Origin of the sequence: Lentzea pudingi (assembly GCF_014646255.1) — a bacterium.
Taxonomy (GTDB): domain Bacteria; phylum Actinomycetota; class Actinomycetes; order Mycobacteriales; family Pseudonocardiaceae; genus Lentzea; species Lentzea pudingi.
The window spans coordinates 446,127-461,389 of record NZ_BMNC01000005.1; the positions used below are offsets into that span (position 1 = coordinate 446,127).

The following is a 15,263-nucleotide window of genomic DNA, read 5'->3' on the forward strand; positions in this document are numbered from 1 at the left end:
TGATTGGCGGACTTGCGGCAGTCCGCCGGTGTGGAACTATCCCGCCGCGATCAACTCGTCGACGGCGCTGGTCAGGCGGGAGGCGTCGGCCGGGGCGAGCACCAGCCAGCCGTCCTGCCTGCGCAGGAGGTAGCGGCCCTCACGGGTGTCGAGCCACGACACCGAACGTCCGGTCGGGCGGGGCACGCCGTCGCGGTTGCGGGCCGTGAGACCGAGCTCGCCGCCACCGATGCGGGAGGTGACGATCCGCATCAGGTTGTGCGCCTCCGGCTCGCGGATGCCCGCGTCGCGCAGCACGTCGAGGAACGCCTGCTTGCCCTCCTGCTCGCCTGCCTGACCTGCACGGACGTAGTCGTCCCAGCGCACGTTCACAGCACGGCCGGTGCCGGGCGCGAGGCCTGGCAACGATGACACCGTGGCCGAGGCCAGCGACGTCGGGTGGAACGAGTAGAGGTGCACCTCGTCGTTCACACGGGCGGCGAAGGCACCGCCCCAGCCCGCGCACGCGATGCCGCGGGCCAGTTCGGTGCCCTTGAAGTACGCGATCTCCAGCGCGCGGTCGAACTCGCCGAGACCGCTGACCAGCGCCCGCAGGTCGGGATCCGGCCGCTGGATCGTGCCCAACCGGCGAGCGTGCAACGTGCGCGAGCTCTCCTCGACGAGACGCTGCCGCGCCGCCCGGGTGGCCCCGACGTGGGGCGTGCCGAGCGGCACGACGCGGTCCTCGCCGTGCACGGCCTGCCACAACAGGAAGAACTCCTGCGAGCTCACCGTGAACTGGCTTTGGTTCACTGACCGATCACCGGCGGGGCCGCCTTGCGGTCCAGGCCGAAGACGTTGTCGTCCTCTTCCAGGTAGCTCGCCGTCTTGTGTTCCTTGGAGTCGTTCTGGCCGCCGGCGGCCGCGGGGGCACCGGCCATCGGCGCCCCGCCCATCGCGAGCGGGTTCTGGAACGCCTTGGTCGTGTTGCCGGGTGCGGCGGAGGCAGCAGCCGCGGCGCCACCGGCGCCACCACCGCGGGAGCCCTCGCTGACACCGGCCGAGCCACCGCCGGACATCGGACCACCGGCTCCGCCGCCACCGGCAGCGCCCTGGTTGCCGGAGCCGGAGCCGAACGGACGGGCCATGCCGCCGCCGAAGCCACCGCCCGCGCCACCACCACGGCCACCGCCCGCACCGCCGCCGTAACGGGAGGAGGTGTTCGTGGTGCCGCGGTTCTGGTTCTGCGTGCCGGTCGTGACGGGAGCGGCCGCGCCGCCGCTGGGGGTGCCGTCCGGGGACGTGCCCGGCGTGCGGGTGGTGAGGTCGGGACCGGTCGGCGTCGGGTTGAGCGGGTTGACCGGGGGCGTGAACTGCGAGGGCACGGTCTGGTCGACCGCGGCCGAGTTGCGCTGGAACGCCGCCATCACGTCCGCCGCGCGGCGGTGCGAGGCGTCGTTGGCCGCGAGGGTGTCGACGGGGCTGGTGCCGATGGTCTCGAAGCCCGCGAACTCACCGCCGTTCTGCGCGATCAGGCGGTCGCGCAGGCCCGCGGAGGCGAACCCGTCGACCTGGTCGACCTGTGCCAGCCGGTCCTGCAGCACCGGCCTGGGCGGTAACGCCGTGTCGGTGGGCACCGGCGGTGCGGGAGCCTTGGGAGGCGGCGGCATCGCGTCACGTGCGGCCTCGACGTTGCTGGTCTCGGTCGTGATCGCGGCCGAGACCTTCGTCGCGTAGTTCGCGGTGTCGTCCACCCAGTTGGTGACCTCGGTGATGCCACCGCGGGCGAGCCTGGCCGACTCGCTGTCCCAGCCGACCGAGGAGTCCTCGACGGCCTTGAGCAGGCTCGTGCGCACGCCGGCGATGTCCTCGCCGATCTTCTGCCAGTTCGTGGCGGCGGCCTGGGCACCGGCGAGGTTCACGCCCGTGTGCACCATGTTGTAGAGCTGCTCGTGGCTGTACGTCATCCAGTCGACCGGCTCGTGCAGGTCGTTGCGGTCGTACTTGTCGTCGTTGTGGTGGTTCGACGACTTGTTGTCCTTGTCGCCGTTGCCCTTGTTGTCGTGCGATCCCTGACTCACCAGGACCCCCCGGCGTTCTTCATCGACTGTTCGGCTTCTTCGTCGGCGTCTCGGAGGGTGTCGCGGTTGCGGCGCAGCGCGTTGCTGATGTCGTCGAGGACCTTGAACAGGTCGAGCAACGCCTTCGCGGCGCCCGAGTCCTCGCCGACGGCCAGGTCGGAGAACCGCGCGCTGATCGCCTTGGCGACCGGGTTCTCCCCCAGCTGCAGCGGAGTGGCCAGCTGGTCGGTCGCGCGCTTCCACAGGTCCATCACCTGGTCGCGCGCGGTCTCGACCGCCTTGATCAACGCATCGGCGGACTCGACGTCGAGCGTCAGCTTCCCCCGGTCCGCCGCCTCGTCGAGCTTCGCCGCGGCGTGGCTCGCCTCCGCCTTGTCCACCAGCATCTGCTGCTGGAGGGCGGGTTTCGCCGCCGCCAGCTGCTCAGCGGTGATCGGCACGGTGGCCGATGTCGTCACCGCCGGTGTCACCGCTGGTGGTTCCGCCGGCGGGACGGTGCCCGTCGTCGCCGCACCCGTCGTCGGGGTACCTGTCCCAGTGCCTTCAGCCATCCCTCATAACCCCCTGCACTGCTAACTCGTCACCGCAGCACTGAGTGTTACGCGCAGCTACACCCAGTCAGCCGTCCGAAGCACTCCTTAGATGTACCTGGAGGACGGTTCGGTTCCAATCCGCCGTAAAGACCCTTACCTCATGTGAGCGTCGAACCAGTTCAACGCACGAACCCATGCTTCGTCACTCGAAACGGTGAAACGAACCAGATCGGACGCCGTTTCGGAGCTGATCACAGCATCACGAAGCTTGCTCACTTCTTCCGAGTCGTCGTCACCGAAGATGCCGAGCCACGGGCAGCTCAGGTCGGCGGCGACGTCCACCAGCGCGGGGAGGCCCTCCGAGAGCGGCTCGAGGATGCCGGGCGCCTGCACGGTGACGGCCGCGCCGATCGACCGGCTGGCGGCGACCACCATGGCGACGGTGCCGCCGATGTCGAAGCCGACGACGCCCATCTGGTCGGCGCTCACGCCCTGCTGGCCGAGCCAGACGAACGCGACGTCGGTGTCCGCGAGCAGCCGGTCGCCGTTGAGCTTGCTGACCTGGTCCTTGATGTCGGCACCGTGCACCCGGTCCTCGTCGTAGAGGTGCGGCGCGATCGCGAGCCAGCCCTCGTCGGCGAGGCTGCCCACGAGCGTGCGGACGCCCGTGGTGATGCCCCGGGCTTCGTGCAGCACCACGAGCCCGCCCCGCACGGCGGAGTCGGGTTCGGCGATCGTCACCCGCAGCTCACGGCCGTCGGTGAGGGAAAGCGTCTCGGTGCGGGTTGAGGTCATGATTCCCACCCTTCCACGCGGGGGTGAACTCCAGTCAACGTGACCAATCGGACGGAGCAATGCGAGGATCGGTGACATGACCGTGCGAACCCGTGCTGACCTGGCGTCCCTGCCGTCCTACGTGCCCGGCAGGACCATCCCCGGCGCCATCAAGCTCGCGAGCAACGAGGTGTCCGCCGGACCGCTGCCCAGCGTCGTCAAAGCGATCGCCGACGCGGCCACCGGCATCAACAGGTACCCCGACTCGGGCTCTGCCGAACTCACGGGACGGCTGGCCGACAAGCTCGGCGTCCCGGCCGACCACCTGGCGATCGGCTGCGGCTCGGTGACCCTGTGCCAGCAGCTCGTCCAGGCCACCTGCGCCGAGAACGACGAGGTGCTGTTCGCGTGGAGGTCCTTCGAGGCCTACCCGATCGTCACGCACGTGGCGGGCGCGAAGCAGATCCGCGTGCCGTTGAACTCGGAGCACACCCACGACCTGGACGCGATGCTCGCGGCGATCACGCCGAACACGCGGATGGTGTTCGTCTGCAACCCGAACAACCCGACCGGCACCGCGCTGCGCACCGAGGAGATCGAGGCGTTCATCGCTCGCGTGCCGCGCGACGTGCTCGTGGTGCTCGACGAGGCCTACAAGGAGTTCGTGGACGACGCCCACATCCCGGACGGCGTCGAGCTCGCGAAGCAGCAGTGGGCCGCGGGCCACAACAACGTCGCCGTGCTGCGGACGTTCTCGAAGGCGTACGGCCTCGCGGGCCTGCGGATCGGCTACGCGGTCGCCCCGCCGGTCGTCGCCGACGTGCTGCGCAAGGTCTACGTGCCGTTCTCGGTCAACGCGCTCGCGCAGGTGGCCGCGATGGCCTCGCTGGACGCCGAGGACGAGCTGATGGTCCGCTGCCGCGGGATCGTCGCGGAACGCACCCGCGTGCGCGGCGAACTGCTCGCGCTGGGCTACGACGTGCCGGAGACGCAGGCGAACTTCGTGTGGCTGCCGCTGGGCGAGCGCACGGCCGAGTTCAACGAGCACTGCCTGGCGCACAAGGTCGTCGTGCGCGCGTTCGTGGGCGAGGGCGCCCGCGTGACGATCGGCGAGCCGGACGAGAACGACGCGTTTCTGGCCGCCGCCAGGGCTTTCACGGTCTAGGAACCACTACCTGGTGAGCAGCTGAACGATCGCCGCGACTCCCACCACCACGATGACGCCGCGCAACACGGCGGGTGGGAGTTTGCGGCCGATCTTCGCGCCGATCTGGCCGCCCACCACGGACCCCACGGCCAGCAGCAGCACGACCAGCCACGCCACGTCGGCGATGAAGATGAACAGGACACCGGCAACGAGGTTCACGAACGCGGTGAGGACGTTCTTCAGCGCGTTCATCCGCTGCAGGTGCTCGCTGACGAGCACGCCCATGATGCCCATGACCAGCACACCCTGCGCCGCGCCGAAATAGCCGCCATAGATGCCCGCGGCGAAGACGCCGAACCACAGCAGCAGACCGCCGTCGCTGTCCTCGTTGCGCCGGTGCGAGAGCTTGCGGTTGAGCCACGGCTGGATGACCACGAGGACCAGTGCGATCACGATCAGCACCGGCACGATCGCGGTGAACGCCTTGTCCGGCAGCGTGACCAGCAGGATCGCGCCGATGATGCCACCGAGGATGGACGCGGGCAGCAACCGCTTGACCCGGTCGGCCTGGCCTTTGAGCTCCTCGCGGTAACCCCACGCACCAGACAGCGAGCCGGGCACGAGGCCGAGGCTGTTGGACACGTTCGCCACCACGGGCGGGTAGCCGACGGCGAGGAGCACCGGGAACGTCACGAGGGTGCCGCTGCCCACGACGGTGTTGATGCCGCCTGCGAACACACCCGCGGTCACCACCGCGATCATTTCCCAGACCGACATGTCACCCCCGTACCCGATGGTTCGCGACGCTAACACTCCGTTCGGACCAGCGAGATGTGGCGCTCATGACAACGGGCCCGGCACTCGGGGTGAGTGCCGGGCCCGTCTGGCGTTCGTACCGTTATGCGACCTTGCGGCGACGTCCGATCAGGTTGGCGCCGAAGCCGAAGGCCACGAGCAGCGCACCGAGCACGCCGAGGCCCAGCACGGACGCGCCGGTCTTCGCGAGCACCTCAGCGGCACCGCCACCAGCACCGCCCGGCGCCCGGTCCTCGGGCAGCGGGTAGCCGGGGTCCTCGACCTCGGGTCCGGGCACGAGGTGGAACTGCTGCACCCAGGACTCGCCACCGGTCCGGACGAGGAACCACGGGTTCATCCGGCGGATCTCCACCTTCCACGGGCCGGGCACGATCACGTCGTACTTGCCGACCGGCAGCTGCGAGACGCCGAACTTGCCCGCGGCGTCCGTGATGGTGCGCGCGACGACCTTCTTCGTACCGGCCTCGACCACGACCACGGTCGTCGACGGCTTCGGGACCTCGCCCTCGGTCACGAGCTGGCCGAAGGCGTCGGCACGCTGGCCGGGCACCTTCACCTCGTCGAACGCACCGGCGCTGCCCGGGTCGGACGAGTCGGGAGCGAAGCGGCAGTTGAGGGTGGCGTAGCCGATCGACGCCGACTCCTGCGGCAGCGGGCCGGTGACCCGGAACGTGCGCTTCTCGCCGTTCGGGACGGACACACCACCGCCGTCCCACGCGAGGGCACCCCAGCCGGGACCGTTGTTGTAGATCTCAGCGGACTCGCCGGAGCCGCTGCAGAGCGCGTTCACGACGGGCAGGTCCGCGCCGGTCTTGTTCTCCAGCGTGATGTCGGCTTCCCAGTTCTCACCGGGCGCGTACTCGTCCTTCAGGAAGTTCACCGTCGCGAAGAACTTGTCGGACAGTGGACGCTGCGCACCGACCTCCAGCACCGACTCCGTGCCGGCGGTGACGGTCAGCCTGTCGTCGCTGGAGCCGGGCCGGACCCAGCCGTCCGGGTACGAGGCGGAGAAGTGGTACACGCCGACCGGGACGTTCTTGAACGACACACGACCGGACTCGTCCGTCTTCCCGCTGCCCCACCAACCCGGCCGGGTGCCGCCGCTGGCGAACACCTCGACGTTCGGGAACGGCTGCTCGCCCGCGTCCTTCTGGTCGTTCTTGTTCGCGTCGGCGTAGAGCACGATCGCCGCGTCACCGTTGAGGTACGTGACGGTGGTGGTCGCCGTGGCCTCGGAGGGACCAGGGCCGTAGTTGATCGGCGTGAACACCTGAACCGGCAGGTTCACCCTGTTGTCGCCGTTCAGCCACCCCGAGGTGCCCACGACGGTGATCTCCCGGCTCTCGCCGGGCCACAGGTGCACGCCCTTGTTCTCGTCGCCCAGGTCGCCGAACTGCGACCGGTCGAACTCGAGCACGTTGCGGACGTCCGGCGTCAGCGGGCCGACGCGCAGACCGACCTTGGCGTCATGGCCCCTGCCGATGTTCCTCACGGTGATCGTGGCGCGCATCGGCTCGGCGATGTCGTACGACGGCTTGTCGAAGCTCGCCGTGACGGTGATGGTCGGGCGGTGGCCGACGTCGGGCACGTCGACGTCGCTCGGCACGACGGTGAGGTCACGCGTGACCGTCTGGTCGGCGACGATGTCGACGACGAACTCGTTGCCGTCCTGCGGCTTCCACTTGCCCGCGACCTGCAGCACGACCTTGCCCGGGGTGAGGCTGTAGATCCTCAGGTCGCCGTTGCCGTCGACCAGGATGGTGTCCTTGATCGCGCGGCGCGTGACCGGGTCGAGCACGTTCACGACCGCGCCGCGCAGGAGCTCGCCGTTCTCGGCGTTGACGACCTTGCCCTCGAACGCGCCGTTCACACCGGTGACGTCCGCGCGGACGTTGCCCCCGTACGCGGCACCGGCGGTGTTGCGTCCCTGGTTGCCGAAGAAGCAGTTGGCGTAGATCCACGGGTTGGTCAGCTTCGGCATGTCCGTGGTGACGGACACCGTCAGCTCGCCGCTGGCCGGCACCGTGACACCGGGACCGTCCGGGCGCAACGCCGAGAAGGTGTCGCTGTTGAGGTACCCGGAGATGTTGCCGTTGCAGACCGCGACGACGCGTTCGAGCGGCAGGTCGCCGGAGTTCTTCAGCGTGATGTTCAGGCCGGGCTTCTCGGTGGCGTGGTAGGTCGACTTGGTGAACGCCATGGTCGCCGTCAACGACTCACGCACCGGTGCCACCACGGGCACCTCGAAGTACGCCTGCTTGCCGACCTCGATCACGAACTCGTTGTGGCCGGGCTTCACGGCGCGCTGGTCGTTCCCGACCTGCGAGATCGTGTACTTGCCGGCGACGGCGCTCCACACCCTGAACACGCCGTTGGAGTCGCCGTGGCCCCAGACGTCGCCGATCGGCGTGCCGCCCCTCGCGACGAAGTACGAGTTCGGGAGGCCCTCGCCCTGGTCGAACGCGCCGTTGTTGTTCGCGTCGACGTAGATGACGCCGGTCGCGGATCCCGTGCTCTGACGGATCCGCAGGTACAGGTCCCTGCCGTTGTCACCGGGCGTCGGGTCGGCGATGCCGTCGACGGTCGCGCGGAACTGGAAGGGCACCGACTCGGTGGTCGGGTTCGACGGCCGCAGCACGACGCGGAAGGACTTCTCCGCACCGGGCGCGAGCGACGGGCGGCTGCTCAGGTCTCCGGCACCGGAGACCAGCCAGGCCTGCGTGCTCTCGTAGCCCAGCCGGACGTTCACCGCGGGCGCCTGGCCCTTGTTCCTCACCGTCAGCGTGAGCCCGAGGTCTTCGCCCGCCGGGAACTCGGCGTGGTCGGGGGTCACGGTCACGGCGAGGTCGGGACGCTGCTCGTCCACACGGGCGATGGCCGGCGGCACGTCCTTCTTCTCGTCCTCCGGCTTGGTGTCCGGCTTGTCCGCGGGCTTGTCCTCCGGAGTGGACGGTGGCGTGGCCGGCTCGCTCGGGGGCGTGCTCGGGTCGGCCGGGGGCGTGCTCGGGTCGGCCGGCGTGCTCGGCGGTGTGGCCGGCTCGCTGGACGGTGGCGCGCTCGGCTCGTTCGTCTGCGTCGGCTCCACGGCCGACGTAGGCGCTTCCGGCTCCTGCGCGTAGGCACCCGTGGTGGCGGTGCCGAACGCGAGGACTGCAGCGGTGGTCAAGGCCCCGATTCTGAGCAGGGCACGACTGACCGATCTCTCGGACACTAGGAATCCCCCAAAGACCCCGTAGGAAGTGGTCTGCCTGAGCGTCGACGCCCCCGCACGTGCCTGGCAGACCTCGGCAAGCTACCGGATGAAAGACGAGAAAGGGAACAGGGCCGGTGCCGGAACTCCGGCACCGGCCCTGTGACCATTCCCAGCTAGGCGGTGCGACGGCGGCCGATCACGCTGGCGCCGAAGCCGAACAGCACGAGCAGCGCGCCGAGCAGGCCGAGCCCGAGCACCGAGGCACCGGTCTTGGCGAGCGCGTCGGCCGAGCCGCCCGTCGAGCCGCCGGCACCCGCCGCCGGAGCGGGCGGGGTGATGATGCTCGGCGCCTGGTCCTTCGGCAACGGGTAGCCGGGGTCCTCGACCTCGGGCCCGTCCACCAGCCACAGCACCTGCTCCCGCGTCTCGCCACCGATCCGCACGTGGAAGTACGGGTTCATCCGGCGGTACTCGACCTGGAACGGACCCGGCACGACCACGTCGTAGCGGCCGACCGGCAGGTTGGAGAACTTGAACCTGCCGTCCTCAGCGGTGATCGTCCTGGCGACGACCTTCTTCGACACGTTGTCGACGAGCACCAGGGTCGTGCCGGGAACGGGCAGGTCCTCGACGGAGGGCCCGTCCTTCACCAGCAGACCGACGGCGTCGGCTCGCTGGCCGGGCACCCGGAACTCGTCCCGCGCGTTGGCCGCACCGGGGTCGGACGTGTCGGGCGCGATGTTGCAGCCGACCGTCGCGTATCCGATGCGCGCCGACTCCTCCGGCTGCGGGCCGGAGACCTGGAACGTCCGCGTCTGCCCGTTCGGCACGGCCACACCGGCGCCGTTGCCGGCCAGCGGACCCCAGCCGGCGTCCTCCCAGTTGTAGATCTCGCCGGCCTCACCGGCACCGCTGCAGAACGCCTTGACCGCGGGCAGGTCCGCGCCGGTGTTGTTGGTGATCGTGATGGTGGCCTCGTAGCGCTCGCCCGGCGCGTAGACGCGCTTGGCGAACCTGATCGACGCGGGGAGCTTGTCGGAGATCGGCCGGACCGCACCGACCTCGAACACCGACTCGCTGTTCGCGCTGACGGTGAGCTCGGCGCGCTCGTGCCGCACCCAGCCGTCCTTGTAGTAGGCCCACACCTGGAAGACGCCGACCGGCAGGCCGGGGAAGCGCGCACGGCCCGACGCGTCGGTCTTGCCGTCCTTCCAGATGTTCGGGTTGCTGCCGCCGGACACCGTCACGGTCGTGTCGGTGAGCTCCTCGCCGGCGTCGCGCGTGCCGTTTCCGTTGCGGTCGCCGTAAAGCACGACCACGGCGTCGCCGTCGAGGAACGTGATCGTGGCGTTGCCCCAAGCGATGTCGTTCGCGGAGTTCCTGTCCTCCCACGACATCGTCTTGAGGTTGAGCGTGACCTTGTTGTTGTCCCGCAGGTAGGACGGCGCGCGGCCGACGACGGTGAACTCACGGCTCTCGCCGGGCCACAGGCCGACCTGCTTGCCGTCGGCGAACTCGCCGAACTGCGACTTGTCGAACTCGAGCTCCGAGGAGCCGCTGACCCACTCCGTCGTCAGGCTCACGTCGGACTTGTAGCCCGTACCGACGTTCTTCACCGTGACGTGCATGCGGATCGGCTCGGCGATGTCGTAGGAGTCCTTGTCGAACTTCGTCGTGACCGTGAAGTCCGGCTGGTGCTTGGCGAACTCGGGCACCTCGACGTCGCTCGGTACGACCCGGAGGTCGGCGGTGACCGAGGTGTCGGGCGCGATGTCGGCGGTGAACTCCTCGCCGCCCCCGGGTGCCCACTTTCCGGCCACCACGAGCACGACCCTGCCGACCGGCACGTCCCAGACGGACAGCGTGCCGTCCTCCCAGGTCCTGACGTCCTTCACCGGACGGCGCGTGAGCGCGTCGAGCACACCGACGGAGGTGTTGCGGACCGGCTGGCCGGTCGAGGCGTCCACGACCTTGCCGGAGATGCGGCCGAAGACGCCGTGCACCCGCCCGTAGGCCGTGGGCGCGGAGGCGTAGCCGGTGTCGTTGGCACCGGCGTTGCCGAAGCGGCACGACGCGTAGAACGAGGTGAACCGCAGGCCCTTGGGCACGCTGTCGGTGACGCGGATCTTCGTCGTGCCACCGGCGGGCACCGTGACGCCCGCGCCGTTCGGGGCCAGGGCGCCCCAGTTCTCACTGGTGAGGTTCTCGGCGCTGTAGCTCGAGCAGACCGCGACCACACCGTTGATCGGCTGCTGGCTGCTGTTGCTCAGGGTGATGTCGATGCCCACCGGTTCCGACGGCGTGTAGGACTCCTTGTCGAACGCCACGGAGGCGCTCAGCGAGGTCCCGACCGGCGCGACGACCGGCACCACGATCCGGGTCTCCTCGCCGTGCTTCACGACGAAGTCCGCGAAGCCGTGCTGCGGCACGAACTTGCCGTCCCAGCCGATGCTCCAGACCTTGTGCGTGCCCGCGGGCACGCTCCACATGGTGAAGGCGCCGTTGGCGTCGGTGAGGCCCGTACGTGAGCCGTTCGGGACGCCACCGCGCGTGTCGATCCAGGTGCTGGGCAATCCCTCGCCGTCGTCGAACGCGCCGTTGGCGTTCTTGTCGGCGTAGACGACGCCGGTCACCTTGCCCTGGAGCTGACGCACCTTGATGGACAGGTTCGTGCCGTTGTCGCCCGGCGTCGGGTCGCCGATGCCGTCGACCGTCGCGCGGAACTGGAACGACACCGCCGAGGAGGACGGGCTCGTCGGCCGCAGCACCACGCGGAAGCGCTTGCTCTGCCCCGGTCCGAGCGTCGGGCGCGAGCCCAGGTCGTCGGCGCCCTTGGACAGCCAGGCGAGCTGCATGCCGTGACCGAACCGCACGTTCGGCGCGGTGGTCCGGCCCTTGTTGGTGACGGTGATGTGGAGGCCGATGTCCTCACCGGGCTCGAACTCCGCCTTGTCCGGGGTCACCCGCACGGACAGGTCGGGAAGGTCCTCGCTCTGGATCGACGGGACCTCCGCCGTGAGCTTCTCCTCCGGCTTGGTGTCCGGAGTGGACGGTGCGGACGGCGGCGCGGGCTGCTCGCTCGGCGTGCTCGGCGGTACCGGCGTGGACGGCTCGCTCGGCGGCGTCGAGGACGGTGGCGCGGGCTGCTCCGACGTGGACGGCGGCGGCGTGCTCGGCTCGCTCGGTGCCGCCGGCGGCGTGGGCTCGACGCTGGAGACCGGGGTCTCCGGCTCCTGCGCGAGCGCGCCGGTCGTGGCGGTGCCGAACGCGAGCACGGCAGCGGTGGTCAAGGCCCCGATTCTGAGCAGGGCACGACTGACCGATCTCTCGGACACTAGGAATCCCCCAAGAACACTCATGGTGTGCGTTCGCTGCCGTTGAACCCCCGCAGGCGGCCGCAGAACACCGGCAAGCTACCGCAGCGTTCCCCTTGACGGAAGGCGGTTTCCCGTCTTCCGCGTTCCACTGTGGAGGGATGTGAGACTTCCCTCGATGTGTAACGCCCGGTTCAGGGCCTTGTGCGGCGACCGGCGACGCGAGCACCGAAGCCGAACACCACGAGGAGCACGGCGACCACGCCGAGACCGAGCACGCTGGCACCCGTCTTCGCGAGCGCCCCGCCGCCCGTGCTGCCGGTGCTGCCGGTGCCCGGCGGCTGGGCACGCGGGTTCGGCACGACGAAGAAGTCGCGTTGTGCGACCTCGTCGAGCTTCACCTCCACGCGGCCGGACTCGCCTTCGAACTTCCACACCCCGTCGACACCCGCCCAGAAGTCACCGGTCGGCATCCGGTCGAAGCGCACGGTTCCGTCGGTGCCCGAGACCGTGTCCGCGACCTGCAGCCCGTATTCCCGGTCGGTCAGCAGCAGGACCCGGACGCCTGTGAGGGCCTCGCCGCGGTCGACGACGCCGTTCTTGTTGCGGTCGTGCGCGAGCCTTCCCTGCACCGCGCCGACTCCGACGAGAACGGAGGCGATGTCGAGTGCCCACGGACCGTCGGTGTTGTCCTTGGCGTTCGGCGCGAACGAGCAGCCGACGGCGACCCGCTGCTTGAAGCGCGCGTGGGCGGGCACCGGTTCGGTGACGGTGACCGTCTTCGACTCGCCCGGCCCGAGCGCCACGCCGGCGGCCTCCTGGCGGAGGTCACCCCAGCCTTCGGGCGTGACCTTGCGGTAGCCGCCGCCGAGCTGGTCCTGGTGGCCGAGCGGGTTGCACCTCGCCTGGACTCCGCTGAGCCGGCGGTCCGAGACGTTCTTCAACGTGATGGTGACCTCGGCGGTCTCCCCGATCATGTAGGTGTCCTTGCCGAACGTCATCGTCGCTTCGATCAGCTCGCTGTAGGGGCGGTCCGCCCGCACGGTGAGCCGGGTCGGTGCAGCCGGTCCCACCCACACCTGCTCGGGGTTGGCCTCGTCGTGCACGATCCAGTCGTCGGCCAGCTGGTAGGTGAGCCAGTACGCGCCGGACGAGACGTCCACGAAGGTGAAGGCGCCGTTGGCGTCCGTCGTGGTCTCGTGGTAGCCGTGCGTCGCACCGCCGGCGGCCTCCACCAGGACACCAGGCGCGGCCTCGCCCTCGTCCTGCTGCCCGTTGCCGTTCTTGTCGGTGTAGACCACGCCGGTGATCACGCCGCGGGTCTCGACGACCTCGGCCTCCGCGTGGAACCTGCCGTCGTCGTTGTCCGGCTGACCGAGGTAGCCCACCTCACCGGCGATGACCAGCCTGCCGTCCACCAGGGTCTCGATCCGGCCCGAGACGTCGAAGGTGCGGGACTCCCCCGCGGCGAGCCGGATGCCGGCCCGGTTGGACCACCGGAAGTCGCCCCACTGCTCCTCGGGGACGTCGATCTCGGTGAGCATGCTCCTCAACCCGACCTGCTCAGCGGTGCGGCCGCCCACGTTGGTGATCGTCAGCTCCAGGCCGACCGTCTCGTGCGCGTCGTACCGCTGCTTGTCGAGCTTGATCGACGCACGCACGTCCGCAGGGCTCGCCTGCTTCAGGAACACGTGGCCGAAGCCGCCCTGGCCGGTGACCACCACCCGCTCCTGGCCGGCGTCGCGGAGCCCCCACGGGCCGAGGACGACGGCGCGGTACGTGCCCGCACCGACGTTGAAGAACTCGATCCTGCCGTCCGTGCCGCTCGTGCCTTCGGAGGCGCGGAAGCCGGTCTGCTCGTTCAGCAGCACCACGGTGACGCCGCTGACGGCCTCGTCCGGCCCGATGAGGTCGTCGGCGTTCTTGTCCTCGCCGACGACCATCGCGTAGTTGGTGCTGCTGGTGACCTTCGCCGTGGCCCGCGTCCACAGGCCGAGGTTCAGGTCCGGGTTCGGCGCGAACGTGCAGTCGAGCGTGACGATGCCCGCCCGGCCCGCGCCTTCCGGGACCTCCTCGTCCACCGTGATCGTCCGCCGCTCGCCGGGTGCGAGCGAGACCCCGTTGGTCGTCAGCGCGTTCCAGTTCTTGCCGCGGCCGAGCGCCTTCGGAGAACTCTTGTGGTCGCACCGGGCCCGGATGTTGCTGATCTTGTTGTTGGTGTAGTTGGTGAAGGCCAGGGTGACCGTCGCGGTCGCCGGCATGCGGTAGCTGTCGCGGTCGAGCGATCCGGTCACCGAGAACTGCTCCGCGTACGGCCGTTCCCCGCGTGCGACGACCTGCGCCGTCTTGTTCGGCTCGACCTTGATCGGGTCACCGTCGACGTTGACGACGTGCACGGTCCACTGGTCGTCCAGGTGGTACGTCGCTTTGTAGGCGCCGGGCGCCAGGTCCCGGAAGCTGAACTCGCCGTCGGCGTCGGTGGTCGTCCGGTGTTCGGCGCCGTTGCCGGTGATCATGAGACCGACGTCGGAGGCGGCCTCGTCCTGGTCCTGCTTCCGGTTGCCGTTCCTGTCGACGTAGACGACGCCGGCGATGTGCCCCGTGGCCGCCGCGGGTGCCATGACCGGCGGTGGTGGCGGTGGCGGTTCCGAGGATGGCGGTGCCGAGGACGGTGGCGCCGACGTTTCGGCGGGCGGGGGCGATGTGCTCGTGGGCTCGCTCTGCGCGAAGGCGGCGGTGCTGAACACCAGCACCGCGGCGGTGGCGAAAGCACCGATCTCGAACACGGCGCGGCTGACGGATCTATTGGACAACGGTTCCCCCCGAGTCCCCAGTGACCTGCGGAAAGTACCGCAGGCCGACTACCTGGCGGAAGAGTCGAAAGTGGGGTGCAAATGCGTGAGAAATCTTCTTTGAAATCGGGCAACCGGCAGCACGCGTGAAGCGTGAGCAACGCGGGCACTTCTCTGCGCTCACTCCGGTGGCATGCTGTTCCGCGTGACCCCGGAAGACCTGGCACACCTGCGCCGGGCGCGTGACCTGATGGACCGCGAGTACGCCCGGCCGCTGGACGTGCCCGCGATGGCCCGTGCCGCGCTGATGTCGCCGTCGCACTTCGCCCGCCGGTTCCGCGCGGCCTACGGCGAGACCCCGTACGGCTACCTGATGACCCGGCGGATCGAGCGCGCCAAGGCGTTGCTGCGGCTGGGCACGCTGTCGGTGACGGAGGTGTGCGTCGAGGTCGGCTGCACCTCGCTCGGCTCGTTCTCGGCCCGGTTCACCGAACTGGTCGGCGAGACGCCGTCGGCTTACCGGGCGCGTGCCCACGACGCGCTGGCCGCAGTGCCGGGATGCCACCTGATGGGGCTGACGCGACCGAGCAGGTTTCGAGAAGCGACCCGGTCACGGCGTCCCTAGGGTTTCGGC

At 69.8% G+C, this 15,263-nt stretch carries 11 protein-coding genes; 3 read left to right on the forward strand and 8 right to left on the reverse strand.

What is annotated here, in order from left to right; all coding sequences use genetic code 11:
- Positions 1-36 precede the first annotated feature (36 nt).
- The 4 genes from IEY88_RS20995 to IEY88_RS21010 form a co-directional block, all read right to left on the reverse strand.
- A complete protein-coding gene (locus IEY88_RS20995) occupies positions 37-792 on the reverse strand; it encodes an ESX secretion-associated protein EspG (protein WP_189156470.1) in 756 nt (251 codons plus the stop codon).
- The gene (locus tag IEY88_RS21000; protein WP_189156471.1) at positions 789-2,060 is read right to left on the reverse strand and encodes a PPE domain-containing protein; all 1,272 of its coding nucleotides are present in this window, start codon (positions 2,058-2,060) and stop codon (positions 789-791) included. The genes IEY88_RS20995 and IEY88_RS21000 overlap by 4 nt, the downstream gene beginning before the upstream one ends.
- On the reverse strand, positions 2,057-2,611 hold the full coding sequence (locus IEY88_RS21005) for a hypothetical protein (RefSeq protein WP_189156472.1): 555 nt from the start codon (positions 2,609-2,611) through the stop codon (positions 2,057-2,059). Before IEY88_RS21005 ends, IEY88_RS21000 begins: the two co-directional genes overlap by 4 nt.
- Positions 2,612-2,746: 135 nt before the next feature.
- On the reverse strand, positions 2,747-3,388 hold the full coding sequence (locus IEY88_RS21010; protein WP_189156473.1) for a dienelactone hydrolase family protein: 642 nt from the start codon (positions 3,386-3,388) through the stop codon (positions 2,747-2,749).
- 76 nt (positions 3,389-3,464) lie between these two features.
- Here IEY88_RS21010 and hisC point away from each other — a divergent pair, with 76 nt between their 5' ends.
- Positions 3,465-4,532: a histidinol-phosphate transaminase gene (gene hisC / locus IEY88_RS21015; RefSeq protein ID WP_189156474.1), complete on the forward strand. Its 1,068-nt coding sequence runs from the start codon at positions 3,465-3,467 to the stop codon at positions 4,530-4,532.
- A 6-nt stretch (positions 4,533-4,538) separates the two neighbouring features.
- Here hisC and IEY88_RS21020 read toward each other — a convergent pair whose 3' ends face one another.
- The 4 genes from IEY88_RS21020 to IEY88_RS21035 form a co-directional block, all read right to left on the reverse strand.
- Entirely contained in the window at positions 4,539-5,291 is a 753-nt protein-coding gene (locus IEY88_RS21020; RefSeq protein ID WP_189156475.1) for a sulfite exporter TauE/SafE family protein, read from the reverse strand.
- 121 nt (positions 5,292-5,412) lie between these two features.
- Entirely contained in the window at positions 5,413-8,496 is a 3,084-nt protein-coding gene (locus IEY88_RS21025; RefSeq protein ID WP_189156476.1) for a hypothetical protein, read from the reverse strand.
- A gap of 200 nt (positions 8,497-8,696) precedes the next feature.
- Positions 8,697-11,813: a carboxypeptidase-like regulatory domain-containing protein gene (locus tag IEY88_RS21030; protein ID WP_189156477.1), complete on the reverse strand. Its 3,117-nt coding sequence runs from the start codon at positions 11,811-11,813 to the stop codon at positions 8,697-8,699.
- 218 nt (positions 11,814-12,031) lie between these two features.
- Entirely contained in the window at positions 12,032-14,458 is a 2,427-nt protein-coding gene (locus tag IEY88_RS21035) for an SdrD B-like domain-containing protein (RefSeq protein WP_189156478.1), read from the reverse strand.
- Between IEY88_RS21035 and IEY88_RS21040 the strand changes: the two genes are divergently transcribed.
- Both IEY88_RS21040 and IEY88_RS21045 read left to right on the forward strand, forming a co-directional pair.
- Positions 14,457-14,753: a hypothetical protein gene (locus tag IEY88_RS21040; RefSeq protein ID WP_189156479.1), complete on the forward strand. Its 297-nt coding sequence runs from the start codon at positions 14,457-14,459 to the stop codon at positions 14,751-14,753. The genes IEY88_RS21035 and IEY88_RS21040 overlap by 2 nt on opposite strands.
- A 69-nt stretch (positions 14,754-14,822) precedes the next feature.
- Entirely contained in the window at positions 14,823-15,254 is a 432-nt protein-coding gene (locus IEY88_RS21045) for a helix-turn-helix transcriptional regulator (protein WP_373294150.1), read from the forward strand.
- Positions 15,255-15,263: the final 9 nt, after the last annotated feature.